Annotated in this window: 17 protein-coding genes; 15 read left to right on the forward strand and 2 right to left on the reverse strand. The window is 65.0% G+C overall.

Annotated elements, in window-relative coordinates:
- From EOA38_RS09285 to EOA38_RS09310, 6 genes are all read left to right on the forward strand, one after another.
- The coding region (locus EOA38_RS09285) for an ABC transporter permease (RefSeq protein ID WP_145965939.1) at positions 1-988 on the forward strand (988 nt) is incomplete at its 5' end.
- Between the two features lie 2 nt (positions 989-990).
- Positions 991-1,761 carry an ATP-binding cassette domain-containing protein gene (locus tag EOA38_RS09290; RefSeq protein ID WP_126090823.1) on the forward strand — a complete coding sequence of 257 codons (771 nt, stop codon included), beginning with the start codon at positions 991-993 and terminating at the stop codon, positions 1,759-1,761.
- A gap of 84 nt (positions 1,762-1,845) precedes the next feature.
- A complete protein-coding gene (gene iolG / locus EOA38_RS09295; RefSeq protein ID WP_127299015.1) occupies positions 1,846-2,838 on the forward strand; it encodes an inositol 2-dehydrogenase in 993 nt (330 codons plus the stop codon).
- Between the two features lie 31 nt (positions 2,839-2,869).
- A complete protein-coding gene (locus tag EOA38_RS09300; RefSeq protein WP_127299016.1) occupies positions 2,870-3,664 on the forward strand; it encodes an SDR family oxidoreductase in 795 nt (264 codons plus the stop codon).
- A gap of 227 nt (positions 3,665-3,891) precedes the next feature.
- Entirely contained in the window at positions 3,892-4,053 is a 162-nt protein-coding gene (locus EOA38_RS39060) for a hypothetical protein (RefSeq protein WP_189434565.1), read from the forward strand.
- 88 nt (positions 4,054-4,141) lie between these two features.
- Positions 4,142-5,233, forward strand: a complete 1,092-nt coding sequence (locus EOA38_RS09310; protein ID WP_127299017.1) for a 3-deoxy-7-phosphoheptulonate synthase — start codon at positions 4,142-4,144, stop codon at positions 5,231-5,233.
- 99 nt (positions 5,234-5,332) lie between these two features.
- Here EOA38_RS09310 and EOA38_RS09315 read toward each other — a convergent pair whose 3' ends face one another.
- The gene (locus EOA38_RS09315; protein ID WP_127299018.1) at positions 5,333-5,968 is read right to left on the reverse strand and encodes a LysE family translocator; all 636 of its coding nucleotides are present in this window, start codon (positions 5,966-5,968) and stop codon (positions 5,333-5,335) included.
- 111 nt (positions 5,969-6,079) lie between these two features.
- Between EOA38_RS09315 and EOA38_RS09320 the strand changes: the two genes are divergently transcribed.
- Positions 6,080-6,796 carry a YafY family protein gene (locus EOA38_RS09320; RefSeq protein WP_127299026.1) on the forward strand — a complete coding sequence of 239 codons (717 nt, stop codon included), beginning with the start codon at positions 6,080-6,082 and terminating at the stop codon, positions 6,794-6,796.
- Between the two features lie 24 nt (positions 6,797-6,820).
- Here EOA38_RS09320 and EOA38_RS09325 read toward each other — a convergent pair whose 3' ends face one another.
- The gene (locus tag EOA38_RS09325) at positions 6,821-7,930 is read right to left on the reverse strand and encodes a Gfo/Idh/MocA family oxidoreductase (RefSeq protein WP_127299019.1); all 1,110 of its coding nucleotides are present in this window, start codon (positions 7,928-7,930) and stop codon (positions 6,821-6,823) included.
- A gap of 158 nt (positions 7,931-8,088) precedes the next feature.
- Here EOA38_RS09325 and EOA38_RS09330 point away from each other — a divergent pair, with 158 nt between their 5' ends.
- The 8 genes from EOA38_RS09330 to EOA38_RS09365 form a co-directional block, all read left to right on the forward strand.
- Entirely contained in the window at positions 8,089-8,934 is an 846-nt protein-coding gene (locus EOA38_RS09330; RefSeq protein WP_189350432.1) for a MurR/RpiR family transcriptional regulator, read from the forward strand.
- A gap of 154 nt (positions 8,935-9,088) precedes the next feature.
- Entirely contained in the window at positions 9,089-11,023 is a 1,935-nt protein-coding gene (gene iolC / locus EOA38_RS09335) for a 5-dehydro-2-deoxygluconokinase (RefSeq protein WP_127299020.1), read from the forward strand.
- Between the two features lie 51 nt (positions 11,024-11,074).
- On the forward strand, positions 11,075-12,925 hold the full coding sequence (gene iolD, locus EOA38_RS09340; protein ID WP_127299021.1) for a 3D-(3,5/4)-trihydroxycyclohexane-1,2-dione acylhydrolase (decyclizing): 1,851 nt from the start codon (positions 11,075-11,077) through the stop codon (positions 12,923-12,925).
- 150 nt (positions 12,926-13,075) lie between these two features.
- The gene (gene iolE / locus EOA38_RS09345; RefSeq protein WP_127299022.1) at positions 13,076-13,990 is read left to right on the forward strand and encodes a myo-inosose-2 dehydratase; all 915 of its coding nucleotides are present in this window, start codon (positions 13,076-13,078) and stop codon (positions 13,988-13,990) included.
- 64 nt (positions 13,991-14,054) lie between these two features.
- Positions 14,055-14,267, forward strand: coding sequence for a DUF3329 domain-containing protein (locus EOA38_RS09350; RefSeq protein ID WP_126090812.1), 213 nt, complete (start codon positions 14,055-14,057; stop codon positions 14,265-14,267).
- Positions 14,268-14,272: 5 nt separating this feature from the next.
- Complete coding sequence (iolB, locus tag EOA38_RS09355) at positions 14,273-15,085, forward strand: 5-deoxy-glucuronate isomerase (protein ID WP_127299023.1); 813 nt, start codon at positions 14,273-14,275, stop codon at positions 15,083-15,085.
- Positions 15,086-15,232: 147 nt separating this feature from the next.
- A complete protein-coding gene (locus tag EOA38_RS09360; RefSeq protein WP_127299024.1) occupies positions 15,233-15,940 on the forward strand; it encodes a DUF1045 domain-containing protein in 708 nt (235 codons plus the stop codon).
- A 54-nt stretch (positions 15,941-15,994) separates the two neighbouring features.
- On the forward strand, positions 15,995-16,925 hold a 931-nt coding region (locus EOA38_RS09365), incomplete at its 3' end, for an alpha-D-ribose 1-methylphosphonate 5-triphosphate diphosphatase (protein WP_127299025.1).

Raw genomic sequence — 16,925 nt, forward strand, 5'->3', positions numbered from 1 at the left:
GGTCATTCTGGTCGGCGCGTTCGAGCTTATCGGCCGCGTCTTCCTCGGCGACAGTTTCCTGTTCAACACCCGCGAGAACGTCGACGCGATCTTCAACGAGCAGCGCCTGCAGATCATCATCCTGCAGGTGTCGATCGTCGGCATCATCGCCATCGGCGTCACGCAGGTAATCATCTGCGGCGGCATCGACCTGTCATCGGGCTCGATCGTCGGCGCCACCGCCATGATCGCCATGAGTTTCGCGCAGGTTGCGACCGTCAACGGCAATCCCAACCCCAAGGCCATGTTCATCGCCTATGGCTGGACCGACTTGCCGGTCATCGTGCCGCTGCTGGTCGCGGTCGGCTGCGGCCTGATTGCCGGCCTGATCAACGGATCCCTGATCGCCTTCACCCGCATTCCGCCCTTCATCGCCACGCTCGGCATGATGGTCACGGCGCGCGGCATCGCCAAATGGTGGTCGAAGGGCCAGCCGATCTCGTTCCCGACCGACAGCTTCGCCGCCATCGGCAAGGGGCTGATGCCGGTCATCATCTTCATTTCGCTGGCGATCCTGTTCCAGCTTATCCTGAGCTACACCAGATACGGCAAGCACTGCTATGCCATCGGCTCCAACGAGGACGCCGCGCGCATGTCCGGCATCAAGATCGCCAACCACAAGGTGCTGGTCTATGTGATCGCCGGCATCCTCGCCTCGATCGCCGCGGTGGTGCTCTCCTCCAAGAACCTCACCGCACAGGCCGGCATGGGCGTGATGTACGAGCTCGACGCGATCGCCATGGCGGTCATCGGCGGCGTCTCGCTGTCGGGCGGCCGCGGGTCCATCATCGGCACCGTGATCGGCTCGCTGATCTTCGGCGTCATCATCTCCGGCTTCACCTTCCTGCGCCTCGATGCCTACTACCAGGAGATGGTCAAGGGCGTGATCATCGTCGGCGCAGTCGTTCTCGATCAATGGCGCCAGCGCCGCCGGGCGATAGGAGCTTGACCATGTCCGACATCGTTCTGAAGACCGAAAACCTCACCAAGCACTATGGCGGCGTGCACGCGCTGCAGGAGGCGAATTTCGAGCTGCGCAAGGGCGAGCATGTCGCCATCATGGGCGACAACGGCGCCGGCAAGTCGACCTTCGTGCGCCAGATCACCGGCGTCGAGCAGCGCACCGACGGCAAGATCTGGTTCGACGGCAAGGAAGTGAACTTCGCCGGCCCGATCGAGGCGCGCGAGGCCGGCATCGAGACGGTGTTCCAGAACCTCGCTTTGGCCGACGACCTCGACGTGCCGTCGAACCTGTTCCTCGGCCGCGAGAAGGTGCTGTTCAACCTCGGCCCCTTCTCGATCCTCGACCGCAAGGCGATGCGCAAGGCGACCGAGGCGGCGCTGGTGCGCACGGCGGTGAAGATCCCGAACCTCTCCAGCACCATCCGACACATGTCGGGCGGCCAGCGTCAGTGCGTGGCGATCGCCCGCACCGCGACCTTCGCCTCCAAGCTGATCATCATGGACGAGCCGACGGCGGCGCTTGGCGTGCAGGAGACCGCGCAGGTCGAAAATATCATCCGCACGCTGAAGGCCAATGGCGAGCCGCTGATCCTGATCAGCCACAACATGCGCCAGGTGTTCGACCTGGTCGACCGCATCGTCGTCTTCCGCCGCGGCCGCATCGTCGCCAATTTGCGCAAGCAGGACACCGACGGCAACGACATCGTCGCCTATATCACCGGCGCCAAGACCGGACAGGCGGAGCTTCAGGCCGCCTGACAGGGGCGCCACGACGGGATCACCAAATCGTCCGCGCCAAGAGGCGCGGACATGCCTTTAAAAACCACCCTCGAAGGACATTCCATGACTCTCCGCTTCGCTCTCCTCGGCGCCGGCCGCATCGGCAAGGTGCATGCCCGCGCCGTTGCCTCCAACCCGCAGGCCAAACTGGTGGCCGTAGCCGACGCCTTCGAGAAAGCGGCGACGGAGCTCGCCTCCGCTTACGGCGCCGAGGTGCGCACGATCGACGCCATCGAAAAGGCCAAGGACATCGACGCCGTCATCATCTGCACGCCGACCGACACTCATGCGGACCTGATCGAGCGCTTCGCCAAGGCAGGCAAGGCGATCTTTTGCGAGAAACCGATCGATCTCGACGTCAAGCGCGTCGAGCAGTGCCTGGCCGTGGTCGAGAAGGCCGGCGCCACGCTGATGGTCGGCTTCAACCGCCGCTTCGATCCGCATTTCGCCGCCGTTCGCAAGGCGATCGACGACGGCGCCATCGGCGATGTCGAGATGGTCACCATCACGTCGCGCGATCCGGGCGCCCCGCCGCTCGATTACATCGCGCGGTCCGGCGGCATCTTCCGCGATATGACCATCCACGACTTCGACATGGCGCGCTTCCTGCTCGGCGAGGAGCCGGTCTCCGTCAGCGCCCACGCCTCGGTGCTGGTCGACAAGAAGATCGGCGACGCGGGCGATTTCGACTCGGTCAGCGTCATCCTGGAAACCGCGTCCGGCAAGCAGGCGGTCATCTCCAACTCGCGCCGCGCCACCTATGGCTACGACCAGCGCATCGAGGTGCACGGCTCGAAAGGCATGGTCGCGGCCGAGAACCAGCGGCCGGTGTCGATCGAGCTCGCCAACGACAAGGGCTACACCCGCCCGCCGCTGCATGACTTCTTCATGACCCGCTACATCGACGCCTATGCCAACGAGATCGCGGCGTTCATTGCCGCGGCAACCGCGGGCAAGAAGGCGGCGCCGAGCGGCAAGGACGGGCTGATCGCGCTGAAGCTGGCCGACGCCGCCTTGCAGTCGGCCAAGACGGGCAAGACCGTCCGCGTCGATTGAACTGTTTGGATACTATTACAGGAGCAGAGCGATGAACGGTTTGGCCGGCCGCAATTCGGAAACGCGCGCTATCGTCACCGGCGGAGCGCAGGGCATCGGCTTCGCGGTTGCTGAAGCCTTGGTTGACGAGGGCTGCCGCGCGCTGGCGCTGGTCGGCCGCTCGCAGGAGAAGGGCGACAAAGCGGTCGCCGCGCTCAAGAAGAGCGGCGTCGACGCCATCTTCATCAGTGCCGACGTCGCCAACGTCGGCGATTGCAAGCGCGCAGTGGCTACCGCGCTCAGCCATTTCGGCACGCTCAACGCGCTGGTCAACGCCGCCGCCACCTCGGCGCGAGGATCATTGATCGAAACCACCGAAGAGGTCTTCGACCAGATCTTCGACACCAATGTACGCGGCCCCTTCTTCCTGATGCAGGGTCTCGTCGCGCATCTTCTAGAGCGCAAGGCGCCGGGCTCGATCGTCAACGTGCTGTCGATGTCGGCGCATGCCGGCCAGTCCTTCCTGACGCCCTATTCGACCAGCAAGGGCGCGCTGATGACGCTGACCAAGAATGTCGCCAGTTCCTACCGGCGGAACCGCATCCGCTGCAACGCCGTCCTGCCCGGCTGGATGGACACCGAAGGCGAGGCGATCGTGCAGAAGAAGTGGCACGACGCGCCGGACGACTGGCTGGAAAAGGCCGAGGCCGCGCAGCCAATGGGCCAGTTGGTCAAGCCGGCGCAGCTCGCCCGGCTGATCACCTATATGTTGAGCCCGCAGGCCGGCGTCATGACGGGTTCGCTGGTCGACTACGACCAGAACATTGCAGGCGTGATCGGCGAGTAGGGCCTGGTCAATAGCCCTGGGCGGATCGTTCCCCATCCATTCGGACGTTGGCGCCGCCCCTCATCCCCCCTGCCGGGACCTTCTCCCCGTATAGCGACGGGGAGAAGGGGCTGGCCGCGACGTTGGCAATTGCCGAAATCGCCGGCGAGAGCGTCCCTCTCCCCGTTGCAACGGGGAGAGGATGCCGGCAGGCAGGTGAGGGGCGGCGCCGGCACCGGTAATTGGCGATGCCGAGCGAGGCCGTCGTCGTTTCAGGCGAGCAGCTTCATGAGACAGGTGACAAGCGCCCTCGCATCGACTATATGAGCCGCATGATCCACCTGACCGCCTCGTTTTGGTACTTTTACTACGACAGCTCGCTGGCGGCGGGAGGATTGCGCTCGATCTGAAGATTGCAGCATCTAAATCCGAAAAGCCGCCAGACCTGGCGGCTTTTTCGTTTCAGCCGGCAGGTCTCCTAACCAGGAGCAGAAAGCCGTGTTGACCACCACAGACGACCTTCGGGTCAAGGAACTCAAAGTCCTGAGCACGCCGGACGAGGTGATGCGCGAGATACCGCGCTCGCTGACGGCGACGCGCACCGTTGCCGCCTCGCGCAACGCCATCCATTCCATCCTGACCGGGGCCGACGATCGACTGGTAGTCATTGTCGGCCCTTGTTCCATCCACGACCCGGTCGCCGCCGTGGACTACGCCAGCCGTCTGGCGGCGCTGCGCGAGGCCCTGGCCGACCGGCTCGAGATCGTCATGCGCGTCTATTTTGAGAAGCCGCGCACCACGGTCGGGTGGAAGGGACTGATCAACGACCCCGACCTCGACGGCAGCTTCAACATCGACAAGGGTTTGCGCATGGCGCGCAACGTGCTGTCGGCCGTCAACAATCTCGGCTTGCCGGCGGCGACCGAGTTCCTCGACATGACGACGCCGCAATACATCGCTGATCTCGTCGCCTGGGGCGCCATCGGCGCGCGCACGACCGAAAGCCAGATCCACCGCGAGCTCGCGTCCGGTCTCTCCTGCCCGGTCGGCTTCAAGAACGGCACCGACGGCAATTTGCGCATCGCCGGCGAAGCGGTGAAGTCGGCCGCCCAGCCGCATCATTTCATGGCGGTGACCAAGGGCGGCCGCAGCGCCATTGCGGCGACCACCGGCAACGAGGATTGCCACGTCATCCTGCGCGGCGGCGTCGTGCCGAACTATGATGCGGCAAGCGTCGATGCCGCTGCGGCGGAGCTCGCCCGCGTCGGCGTCGCGCCGCGGCTGATGATCGACGTCAGCCACGCCAACAGCGGCAAGAAGCCGGAGAACCAGCCCAAGATCGCGCATGACGTGGCGGGGCAGGTGGCGGCGGGCGACGAGCGCATCATCGGCGTCATGATCGAGAGCAATCTCGTCGCCGGCCGGCAGGATGTCGTGCCCGGCAAGCCGCTCACCTACGGCCAGAGCATCACCGATGGCTGTATCGACTGGGCGACCACCGAGACGGTGCTGCACGGCCTCGCCGGCGCCGTCGAGTGGCGCCGGTCGGTGAAGCGCGAGATGCTCGCCAGCCGCCAGGGCGCCGCCTGATGCCTCGCCCTTCTCCCCTTGTGGGAGAAGGTGGATCGGCGCGCAGCGCCGAGACGGATGAGGGGTGCTGGAAGGAACGCGGCGTGCGCCTTTTTAGGCTCACGCCGCCCTCAGCCCTTCCCATGCGGTGAACACCGAAACCGCAAACAAAAGCAGCCCGGCCGCGCGCCCGGCAAAGGCGGTTGCTCCCGGGTTGTCGACCAGCAGCGCCCGGCTGCGGCCGGCGGTGATGGCGAGCCCGCCATAGATCGCCGCCTGCGTGGCGACCGTCAGCAGCCCTATGATTGTCGCCTGCACCCAGATCGGACCGTAAGCCGGCTTCAGGAATTGCGGATAGACGGCAAGGATGAAGAGATAGGCCTTCGGATTGATCAGGCACGTCACAAGCCCCTGGCGAAAGGCTTTCCAGGCCGAACGGCTCCCCGTGGGCCCGTCATTGCCGACGGTGATGGAACTGCGCATCAGCGAAATGCCGATATAGGCCATGTAGGCGGCGCCGGCGACCAGAAGCGGTTTGAACAGGACCGGCACGAAATGCATGAGCAGGCCGACGCCGATCGCGCCGTTCAGTGTATGCACCGCGCCGCCGAGCATGATGCCGCCGGTCGCCGCCAGACCCCGATCACGGCCGCCGGTCAGCGCATTGGCCAGCACGAACAGCATGTCCATGCCCGGAACGGCGATGATGCCGAACAGCAGGATGAAGAAAAGCCAGAGGTTTTCCGTGTAGCTCATGTCAGTTGCTTGTCGCTCCGTCGGCCAAGGAGTTCAGGAATCTGTTGATTTTCAAGCGTATAGGCGGCCCTATAGGCCACCCCAACTGACGGGGGTGTGTCAGTTGCCTTCATGGCGGGTGAGGAAAAGCGCAAGGCCTCGCGCCTGTTCGAGATCATCCAGATCCTGCGGCTGGCCCGAAAGCCGGTAACGGCGGCGGCGATCGCCGAGCGGCTGGAAGTGACGGTGCGCTCGGTCTATCGCGACATCGCGGCATTGCAGGCGATGCGCGTGCCGATCGAGGGCGGGCGCGGCATCGGCTACATCCTGCGCCCGGGCTTCGACCTGCCGCCGCTGATGTTTTCGATCGAGGAGATGGAGGCGATCGTGTTGTCGCTGGCGCTGCTCGAACGCACCGGCGACGACGAGCTCAAGCAGGCCGCAAAACGCGTCGGCGCCAAGATCGCCGGCGCCGTGCCGCCGCCCTTGCGGCAGACGCTCGACGCCAACGCTCTGCATGCCTGGGGTTTTGCCGCGCCCTCGGCTGCGGCGGTCGATCTGGCGCTCGTGCGGCGCGCCATCCGCGACGAGGAAAAGCTCGACCTTTCCTATCGCGACGAGGCGGGCCGTGACACACAGCGCACCGTCCGGCCGATCGCGCTGATCTACTATGCCGAGACCGCCAACATCGTCGCCTGGTGCGAGCTGCGCCAGGCCATCCGCAATTTCCGCTGCGACCGCATCGAGGACTGCCAGCCGACCGGCCTGTGGTTCAAGGGCGAAGGCGACCGGCTGCGGCAGGTCTGGGTGGATGGCTGGGAGATCAATGCAGCGGCCGCCGGCAACTGACGCGTCGCCGGGCGGTCTGGCAGATTACCTCACATCCATCCAGCGCTGTTCCTGGAACGAGCGCGCCATTGCATGCACGGTGCGCTCGATCTCCAGCCCTTCGTCGAAATCGATGATCCGCGCCGGCCTGCCGGCGATCCGCATCAACAGTTCGCGGCATTCGATCATCTTGAGGTCGTTGAAGCCGAGGCCATGGCCAGGCGCCGGCAGGAAGGAATCGTAGGGCTTGTGATGCGGCGCCACCAGGATGGTGCGGTAGCCCTGCTCGGTCGGCCTATCGGCGGTGAGGTAGAGCTGGAACTCGTTCATCCGCTCCTGGTCGTAGAGGATCGAGCCCTTCGAGCCGAAGATCTGGATGGCGATGCGGCCCTTGCGTCCCCAGGCCGAGCGGTTGACCAGCAGCGTGCCGGCGACGCCGTTTTCGAGATGCATCAGCACGCTGGCAATGTCGTAGGTTTCGACCGCGCGGCGGCCGCCGGAAGCAACCTGGCGGTCGGCATAGGGCTTCGCCATGTCGCACATGACGCGGGCGACGCGGCCGAACAGCACCTTGATCAGCGACAGCGGATGGACGGCGAAATCGTCGAGCGCGCCATAGCCCGAGGCCGCCTCATGCTTCCAGAAGAACGGCGCGTCGGGATCGGCCATGAAATCCTCATCCATCTCGATGCGCACAAGATTGACGTCGCCGATGATCTTTTCCTGAAGCAGCGCGCCGATATGGCGGATGGCCGGGTTCTGGATGTAGTTGTAGCCGAGCGCCGCCACCTTGCCCGATGTCTTCGCCGCCTTTGCCATCGCCTCGGCCTCGGCGAAACCCGGCGCCATCGGCTTCTCGCACCACAGATGCTTGCCGGCCTCCAGGATGGCGATCGCCATTTCGGGATGGAACTGGTTGGGCGTGGTCAGCGACACGACATCGACCTCCGGATCGTTGACCACGGCGCGCCAGTCGCCGGAACCCTTGGCGAAGCCGAACTCGCCCGCCTTGCGTTTTGCGAGCTCGTCATTGACTTCACCCAGATGCACCAGCTTCGGCTTCTCGACATCGGGAAAGACGGCGCCGACCGCGTTCCAGGCGATGGCGTGGCACTTGCCCATGAAGCCCGTGCCGATGAGGCCCACTCTGACCATGTCGATTGTCTCCATTGAAGAGAAAGAGAAGCATGGATGAATTAATCCATTTCACTTGAGAATGGAACGTCCAAATCATTTTTTATGGTGTTCTTGCGCGAACTCGCTATGATGAGGCAGGAGAGAGAGCTTTCAATATGGCCGTGGGCGGAGCGACGATGGACGAACGGGTGCCTCGCGATTTCGAGACGTTGCGCACGACGATCCTGGAGCGTCGGCACAGCCTGCCCAAGCGCATCGCCCAGATCGCCGCCTATGCGCTCGACAATCCCGATGACATCGCCTTCGGCACCGCCGCAAGCATCGCCGCCTCGGCCGGCGTCCAGCCCTCGACGCTGATCCGCTTCGCCCAGCAACTCGGCTTCGACGGCTTTACCAGCCTGCAGCAGGTCTTTCGCGAGCGCCTGCGCGAGCGCAATTCCTCCTATGACGAGAGGCTCGCGGCACTGCGCGCCAAGGCCGAGGAAGGTGCCGGGCACCGGGCGATCTTCGACGGCTTCGTCGCTGCCGCCAGCACCTCGCTCAGCGACATTTCGCGCGCGTTGAACGATGTGCATTTCGAAGAGGCCGTCAACTTGCTGGCGAAAGCCGAGACCATCTATGTGCTGGCCAAGCGCCGCTCCTATCCGGTCGCGTCCTACATCGCCTATGCGCTGGGCAAGCTCAAGATCCGCAACCAGTTGATCGAATCGGCTGCCGGACTGAACGCCGAGATGATCGGCTTCGCCACGCCGCGTGACGCCGTCATCGCCATCAGCTTCTCGCCTTACGCGCCGGCGACCATCGAAGAGACGCGCTCGATCGCCGAGCAAGGCGTGCCGATCGTCGCCATCACCGACTCATCGTTTTCGCCGCTCGCCCAGTTCGCCAAGATCTGGTTCGAGGTGGCCGAAGCCGATTTCGGCGGCTTCCGCTCGATCTCGGCGACGATGGCGCTCGCCATGGCGCTGACCGTCGCGGTCGGCGAGAAGCGGCGCGACGCCGGCCGCAAGCGCAAGTCCTGACCGCCTCGCGTCAGCGTTTTTCCATCCGGGAATGCTCATTCCATATTGACTATAGATTGGAATTATTATTTCATATTGAAGGCGCCACGCTGCCATCCTCGCGTGCTGCCCAAAACGACGCTGCTCTGCACAACAAGGCCGATGGGAGGTTCGAATGGGCGAAGCCGTGGAAGCGAAATATCCGCCGCTCGACGTCATCACGATCGGCCGCGCGTCGGTCGATCTTTACGGCCAGCAGATCGGCTCGCGCCTGGAGGACATCACCTCCTTCGCCAAGTCGGTCGGCGGCTGCCCGGCCAATATTTCCGTCGGCACGGCAAGGCTCGGCCTGCGCTCGGCGCTGCTCACCCGCGTCGGCGACGAGCAGATGGGCCGCTTCATCCGCGAGCAGCTTCGGCGTGAGGGCGTCTCGGTCGACGGCCTGAAGACCGACAAGGAGCGGCTGACCGCGCTCGTGCTGCTGTCCGTCGAGGACGAAGGCGTCTCGCCGATGATTTTTTATCGCTCCGACTGCGCCGACATGGCGTTGGCGGAAGAGGACATCGATGAAGCCTTCATCGCCTCGGCCCGCGCCGTCGTCGTCACCGGCACGCATTTCTCTCGCCCCAACTCGGACGCCGCGCAGCGCAAGGCTATCCGCCTCATGAAGGCCAAGGGCGGCAAGGTGGTCTTCGACATCGACTACCGGCCGAACCTCTGGGGCCTTGCCGGCCATGCCGAAGGCTTCGAGCGTTACGTCAAATCCGACCGCGTCTCGGCGCAGCTGAAGACGGTGCTGCCGGATTGCGATCTCATCGTCGGCACCGAGGAAGAGATCATGATCGCGTCGGGCGCCGACGATTGCCTGAGCGCGCTGAAAGCGATTCGCTCGCTGTCCTCGGCCACCATTGTGCTCAAGCGCGGCGCCAAGGGCTGCATCGTCTATGACGGGCCGATCAGTGACGACCTCGAGGACGGCATCGTCGGCAAGGGTTTCCCGATCGAGATCTACAACGTGCTCGGCGCCGGCGACGCCTTCATGTCGGGCTTCCTGCGCGGCTGGCTGGGCGGCGAAAGCTTTGCCACGGCCGCGACCTGGGCCAATGCCTGCGGCGCCTTCGCGGTGTCGCGCCTGCTCTGCGCGCCGGAATATCCGACCTTCGAGGAGCTGCAATTCTTCCTGAAGCACGGCAGCAAGCATCTGGCGCTGCGCAAGGACGAGGCGATCAACCACATCCACTGGGCGACGACGCGCCGGCGCGACATCCCCTCGCTGATGGCGCTCGCCTGCGATCATCGCGTCCAGCTCGAGGATGTCGCCGCCAGGGTCGGCGCCGACACTTCGCGCATCCCCGACTTCAAGGTGCTGACCGTCAAGGCGGCAGCCAAGGTCGCCGCCGGCCGCGACGGCTACGGCATGCTGATCGACGAGAAATATGGCCGCGACGCGATGTTCGAATTCGCCCGCCATCCCTTCGCCTGGCTCGGCCGCCCGGTCGAGTTGCCCGGCTCGCGGCCGCTGCGCTTCGAATTCTCGCAGGATATCGGCTCGCAACTGGTCGAATGGCCGGTCGACCACTGCATCAAATGCCTGTGCTTCTATCACCCGGACGATCCGGAAGCGCTGAAGACCGAGCAGCAGCAGAAGCTGCGGGCCCTGTTCGAGGCGGCGCGGAAAGTCGGCAGGGAACTTCTGGTCGAGATCATCGCCGGCAAGCACGGCAAGCTCGACGACACCACCATTCCGCGCGCGCTTGAAGAGCTCTATGCGCTGGGCATCAAGCCCGACTGGTGGAAGCTCGAGCCGCAGGCGTCGGCAGGCGCCTGGGCGAAGATCGAGCAGGTGATCGTCAAGAACGACCCATGGTGCCGCGGCGTCGTGCTGCTCGGTCTCGAGGCGCCGCAGGACGAGTTGGTCGCGGCCTTTGCCGCAACGAGCAATGCGCCCATCGTCAAGGGATTTGCCGTCGGTCGCACCATCTTCATCAACGCCGCCGAACAATGGCTGGCCGGAAAAATGTCGGACGACGAGGCCGTCGCCGACATGGCCTCGCGCTTCGAGCAGCTGACCGAGGCATGGCTTGCCGCACGCGGCCGTAAAGCAGCATAAGAAGACGGGCAGCATAGCAAGACGGCACAAGGAAAGCCGGAGGAAACGACAATGACCAAGACCGTTCGCCTGACGATGGCGCAGGCGCTGACCCGCTTTCTCAGCCGCCAGATGACGGAGATCGACGGCAGACGAGTGCCGATCTTCGGCGGTGTCTGGGCGATCTTCGGCCATGGCAATGTCGCCGGCATCGGTGAGGCGCTCTACCAGGTGCGCGACGAGCTGCCGACCTTCCGCGCCCATAATGAGCAGGCGATGGCGCATGCGGCGATAGGCTACGCCAAGGCGAATTTCCGCCGCCGCTTCATGGCCACCACCACCTCGATCGGTCCCGGCGCGCTCAACATGGTGACGGCGGCAGCGCTCGCCCATGTCAACCGGCTGCCGGTGCTGCTGCTGCCCGGCGATGTCTTCGCCAACCGCCTGCCCGACCCGGTGCTGCAGCAGGCGGAGGATTTCTCCGACGGCACGGCGAGCGTCAACGACTGCTTCCGCCCCGTATCGCGCTATTTCGACCGTATCACTCGGCCCGAGCAGATCGTCCCGGCGCTGAACCGCGCCATGCAGGTGCTGACCGATCCGGCCGAATGCGGCCCGGTCACGCTGTCGCTCTGCCAGGACGTGCAGGCCGAGGCCTATGATTATCCAGAGAGCCTGTTTGCCGAGCGCGTCTGGACGCCGCGCAGGGTGCGCCCGGATCGCCACGAGCTGGCGAACGCCGTCGCGGCGCTGAAGGGCGCCAAGAAGCCGCTGGTGATCGCCGGCGGCGGCGTCCTTTATTCGCAGGCTTCGGGAGAACTGGCCAAGCTGGTGCAGGGCGCCGGCATTCCGGTCTGCGAGACGCAAGGCGGCAAGTCTTCGCTCTCCGACGATCATCCGCTCAACATGGCGGCGGTCGGCGTCACCGGCACCTCAGCCGCCAACCGGCTCGCCGAGGAGGCCGATGTCGTGCTTGCCGTCGGCACCAGGCTGCAGGATTTCACCACCGGCTCCTGGGCGCTGTTCAAGAATGCCGGCCGCACCATCGTCGGCTTGAATACGCAAGGTTTCGATGCCGGCAAGCATTGGGCGCTGCCGCTGGTTGCCGACGCCGCCGAAGGCCTGGCCGAACTCAGTGCCGCGCTGAAAGGCTGGAAGGCGCCAACCGCCTGGACCGACAATGCGCTGAAGGGCAAGAAGGACTGGCAGGCCGCCGCCGCCAAGGTGACGGCCTCGACCAACGCCGCCTATCCCTCGGACGCGCAGGTGATTGGCGCCGTGCAGCGCGCCATGGGCTCCGGCGTCACCTTGCTGCATGCCGCCGGCGGTCTGCCGGGCGAATTGCACAAGCTCTGGCAGGCGGGCGCGCCCGGCTCCTACCATGCCGAATACGGCTTCTCGACCATGGGCTACGAGATCGCCGGCGGGCTCGGCGTCAAGATGGCCAGGCCCGACCAGGAGGTCGTCGTCATGGTCGGCGACGGCTCCTATCTGATGCTCAATTCCGAGATCGCGACATCGGTGATGCTGGGCCTGAAGCTCACCATCGTGCTGCTCGACAACCGCGGCTATGGCTGCATCAACCGGCTGCAGATGGCGACCGGCGGCGCCAACTTCAACAATCTGCTCAAGGACGCGCGCCACGAGGTGATGCCCGACGTCGACTTCGCCGCCCACGCGGCAAGCCTCGGCGCCGTCGCCGAGAAGGTGGCGTCGATAGCCGAGCTGGAGACGGCGCTGGCCAAGGCGAAGCAAAACAGCAAGACCACCGTGCTGGTCATCGACACCGATCCGCTGGTGTCGACCGAGGCCGGCGGCCATTGGTGGGATGTCGCCGTGCCGGAAGTCTCATCGCGGGCACAGGTAAACGCCGCGCGCAAGGCGTATGAGGGCAAAAAGCAGATGCAGAGCATCGGTGACTAAAGCCGGCGCCGCCAACTCCCTACCTCCCCCTTGTGGGGAGGTCGGACCGAAGGTCCGGGTGGGGGTCGGCGCCGACCCCCACCCCGCTGCTCCGCAGCGACCCTCCACACAAGGGGGAGGGTAGGAACGAACCGACATTGGAGTGACGACTTGAAAGCCAAACTGGGCATGTCCCCCATCGCGTGGTGGAATGACGATCTCGTGGAATTGAGCGATGACGTGTCGCTGGAGGAGTGTCTGCGCCAGTCGCGCTCGGCGGGCTTCACCGGCATGGAGATGGGCCGCCGCTTCCCCAACGATCCGAAGGTGATGCTGCCGATCCTGAAGGAAGCCGACGTCACGCTCTGCGGCGGCTGGTTCTCCGGCACGCTGGTCAACGAGGACCTGGCCAGGAACAAGGATCGCATCCAGCCGATGATCGACCTGTTCAAGGCGGTCGACGCGCCCTGCATCGTCTATGGCGAGGTCGGCCGTTCCATCCAGGGCGACCGCTCCAAGCCTTTGGCCACCAAGCCGAAACTCACCGGCGACGAGATGAAGGCCTATGGCCGACGTGTCACCGAGTTCGGCGAATGGTGCGCTGAGCAGGGCATGCCGCTCTCCTACCACCATCACATGGCGGCTGTGGTCGAGACCGAGCCGGAGCTCGATTCCTTCATGCGCCATTCCGGCGAAGGCATCCCGCTGTTGCTCGATGCCGGCCATCTCGCCTTTGCCGGCGGCGACGTGCTGCGCGCCATCGACAACCATCACAAGCGCATCAACCACGTCCATGTGAAGGATGTGCGCATGGGCGTCATCGACAGCCTCGACCGCACGAAACAGTCCTTCCTCGATGCCGTGGCGCTCGGCGCCTTCACCGTGCCGGGCGACGGCTCGCTCGATTTCGGCGCCATCGTGCAGAAGTTCGCCGACTACGGCTATGAAGGCTGGTTCGTGGTCGAGGCCGAGCAGGACCCGAAGAAGAACCCGCCGCTCAAGATGGCGCAGGTCGGGCACAAGGAACTGATGCGGGTGATGACGGCCGCCGGCTATACGGTGGAGACGCAAGGCTTCCCGGCGTAAACGGTGGATTTGCCATGGCGCGCGGTTTATCCGTTGCGCTTTGGGCAGATCCTGGATTGGCGCGATGAAAGACTATGAGCACCCCTTCTTCCGGCCATTGTGGCGACGCATCGCCGTCGTGGCCGTCTGTTTGATCTGGTCGGTGATCGAATTCGCCTCCGGCACGCCCTTCTGGGGCGTCATCGCGCTCGGCTTCGCCGGCTACGCGGTGTGGCAGTTCTTCTACCTCTACAAGCCGGCCGAGGAGAACAAGGCCGGCCCCGAACCGAAGGAGTGACCGCAATGTCGAAACTGCTCGTCAAGGCCGACAAGGGCCACGGCCACGTCGCCCACGTCACCCCGCAAAGCGCCGGCTGGACTTATGTCGGTTTCGATCTCCATCGCTTGCGGCCGGGCGAGACCACAGCCGGCAAGACGGGCGATCGCGAGGTCTGCCTGGTCTTCGTCACCGGCAAGGGCAAGACATCCGCCGGCGGCAAGGATCTCGGCCTGCTCGGCGAGCGCATGTCGCCCTTCGAGGGCAAGCCCTGGTCGGTCTATGTGCCGCAAGGCTCCGACTGGTCGGTGACCGCCGACACCGAACTGGAGCTCGCCGTCTGCTCGGCGCCGGGCCTTGGCGGTGGTCTTCCCGTCCGCGTCATCGGGCCTGACGATCTCGGCCAGGAAGTGCGCGGCAAGGGCACCAATACCCGCTACGTCACCAACATCCTGCCCGAGGGCAAGCCGGCCGACTCGCTCCTGGTGGTCGAGGTGATCACGCCGGGCGGCCACACCTCCAGCTATCCGCCGCACAAGCACGACCAGGACAATCTCCCCGTGGAGTCCTACCTTGAGGAGACCTATTACCACCGCCTCAATCCGCCGCAGGGCTTTGCCTTCCAGCGCGTCTACACCGATGCCGACAGGAACGGTGTGCGCGATCTGGACGAGGCGATGGCGATCGAGGACGGCGATGTCGTGCTGGTGCCGAAGGGCTATCACCCGTGCGCGGCCTGCCACGGCTACGATCTCTACTACCTCAACGTCATGGCCGGCCCGAAGCGGACGTGGAAATTCCACAACGCGGCCGAGCACGAATGGCTGATGAAGGCCTGAGCTCTTTATGACGCTCAACTTGTTGGTCCAGCTCGGGAAAATCGTCGGCTAAGGACCGCCAGGGGTTGTTTGCCTTCGAAAACCCATGAAAGCTTCGTCAATCCGTCATGGAAATCACCTATGGCAGCGGTCTGACGAGGACTTTCCATGCGCTACGCCATCTATTTCACCCCACGGCAGGACGAGTCGCTGGCGCGCATCGCCGCCAATTGGCTTGGCCGCGACCCCTTTGGTGCGGCGACGCGCCCGGTCGAGGCCGTAGGTGAGCTGTCGGCGGCGGAAGTTGCTTTCCACACGGCTTCGGCCAGGCGCTACGGCTTCCATGCGACGCTGAAGGCGCCGTTCGGGCTGGCTTCGAATGAGACGGAAGCCTCGCTGCGCGCCGCCCTCGATAGTTTCGCCGAGGCGACGCCGCCGGTCGTCATTCCGCGCCTCGTTGTCGGCCAGATCGACGGCTTCTTCGCCCTGGTGCCTGAAACTCCGTTCGAGCCTCTCAACAGCTTCGCCGGCGAGGTCGTGCGCGCCTTCGACCGCTTCCGCGCGCCGCTGACCGAAGCGGAGATCGAGCGGCGCAGCCCCGATTCCCTGAAGCCGCAGGAATTCCGCAACCTGTGCCAGTGGGGCTACCCTTACGTCTTCGAGACGTTCCGCTTCCACATGACGTTGTCGGGACGCGTCGGGCCACAGGAAAGCCCACGTCTTCGTGCAGCAATCGACAGCCTGTTCGCGGATGTGCTGCAGCGTCCGGTACCGGTGGATGCGCTGACATTGTTCGTCGAAACCGAGCCCGGCGCGCCGTTTATGGCGCTTTCCCACCATGCGCTTGGGCGCCGCCCGGCCAGAAAGACCGCCTGATTTGACCGCCTGATATGATCGCCCAAAATGATCGCTTGAAATAGGACTGCTGAAATGACCGCCGAGACCGTTTTGAACAACGCCCGCATCGTGCTGCCCGACGAGATCGTCGAGGGCTCGCTGCTGCTGCGCGATGGCCAGATTGCCGCGATCGAGCCGGGCGCCGCCCGCGCCGGCGAGGACATGGGCGGCGACTACATCATCCCGGGTCTGGTCGAGCTGCACACCGACCACCTCGAAGGCCACTACGCGCCGCGCCCGAAAGTGCGCTGGAACCCGATCGCCGCCGTGCTTGCTCACGACGCCCAGGTGGCGACCGCCGGCATCACCACGGTGCTCGATGCCTTGCGCGTCGGCATGGACGAGGACGCCGACCTGAAGTCCGACGACGTGCGCAAGCTCGCCGACGCGATCGAGGACAGCGTGCGCCAGGATCGGCTTAGGGCCGACCATTTCATCCATCTGCGCTGCGAGGTATCGGCGCCGGACTGCCTGGAAGCCTTCGCCAACTTCGAGACCGACGACAGGGTGAAGCTCGCCTCGCTGATGGACCATGCGCCGGGCCAGCGCCAGTTCGTCAACCTCGAGACCTATGCCTACTACTACCAGCGCAAGCTGAAGCTGACCGACCGCGACTTCCAGAAATTCTGCGAGAAGCGGATGGCCGAATCGGCCATGAATTCCGGTCCGAACCGCATCTTCATTTCCGCCGCCTGCCACGAGCGCGGCATCGTGCTCGCCAGCCATGACGATGCGACGGCCGGCCATGTCGACGAAGCGGTGGAGCAGGGTGTGCGCGTCGCCGAGTTCCCGACCACCGAGGAGGCGGCAAAGGCCTCGAAGGCGGCAGGCCTCGGCGTGCTGATGGGCGCGCCCAACGTCATGCGCGGCGCCTCGCATTCGGGCAATGTCTCGGCCAGGGCGCTGGCCGGCGACGGCCTGCTCGACATCCTGTCGTCCGACTACATCCCCTTCAGCCTGATCC

The sequence above is a fragment of the Mesorhizobium sp. M1E.F.Ca.ET.041.01.1.1 genome, from assembly GCF_003997355.1.
Taxonomy (GTDB): Bacteria; Pseudomonadota; Alphaproteobacteria; order Rhizobiales; family Rhizobiaceae; genus Mesorhizobium.

Coding starts and splice junctions, on each gene's coding strand:
- iolB (WP_127299023.1), top strand. CDS start 14,273: ATGTCGAAACTGCTCGTCAAGGCCGACAAGGGCCACGGCCACGTCGCC.
- EOA38_RS09315 (WP_127299018.1), bottom strand. CDS start 5,968: ATGAGCTACACGGAAAACCTCTGGCTTTTCTTCATCCTGCTGTTCGGC.
- EOA38_RS09320 (WP_127299026.1), top strand. CDS start 6,080: ATGGCGGGTGAGGAAAAGCGCAAGGCCTCGCGCCTGTTCGAGATCATC.
- EOA38_RS09290 (WP_126090823.1), top strand. CDS start 991: ATGTCCGACATCGTTCTGAAGACCGAAAACCTCACCAAGCACTATGGC.
- EOA38_RS09360 (WP_127299024.1), top strand. CDS start 15,233: ATGCGCTACGCCATCTATTTCACCCCACGGCAGGACGAGTCGCTGGCG.
- EOA38_RS09325 (WP_127299019.1), bottom strand. CDS start 7,930: ATGGTCAGAGTGGGCCTCATCGGCACGGGCTTCATGGGCAAGTGCCAC.
- EOA38_RS09330 (WP_189350432.1), top strand. CDS start 8,089: ATGGACGAACGGGTGCCTCGCGATTTCGAGACGTTGCGCACGACGATC.
- iolG (WP_127299015.1), top strand. CDS start 1,846: ATGACTCTCCGCTTCGCTCTCCTCGGCGCCGGCCGCATCGGCAAGGTG.
- EOA38_RS39060 (WP_189434565.1), top strand. CDS start 3,892: ATGCCGAGCGAGGCCGTCGTCGTTTCAGGCGAGCAGCTTCATGAGACA.
- EOA38_RS09350 (WP_126090812.1), top strand. CDS start 14,055: ATGAAAGACTATGAGCACCCCTTCTTCCGGCCATTGTGGCGACGCATC.
- EOA38_RS09300 (WP_127299016.1), top strand. CDS start 2,870: ATGAACGGTTTGGCCGGCCGCAATTCGGAAACGCGCGCTATCGTCACC.
- iolC (WP_127299020.1), top strand. CDS start 9,089: ATGGGCGAAGCCGTGGAAGCGAAATATCCGCCGCTCGACGTCATCACG.
- iolD (WP_127299021.1), top strand. CDS start 11,075: ATGACCAAGACCGTTCGCCTGACGATGGCGCAGGCGCTGACCCGCTTT.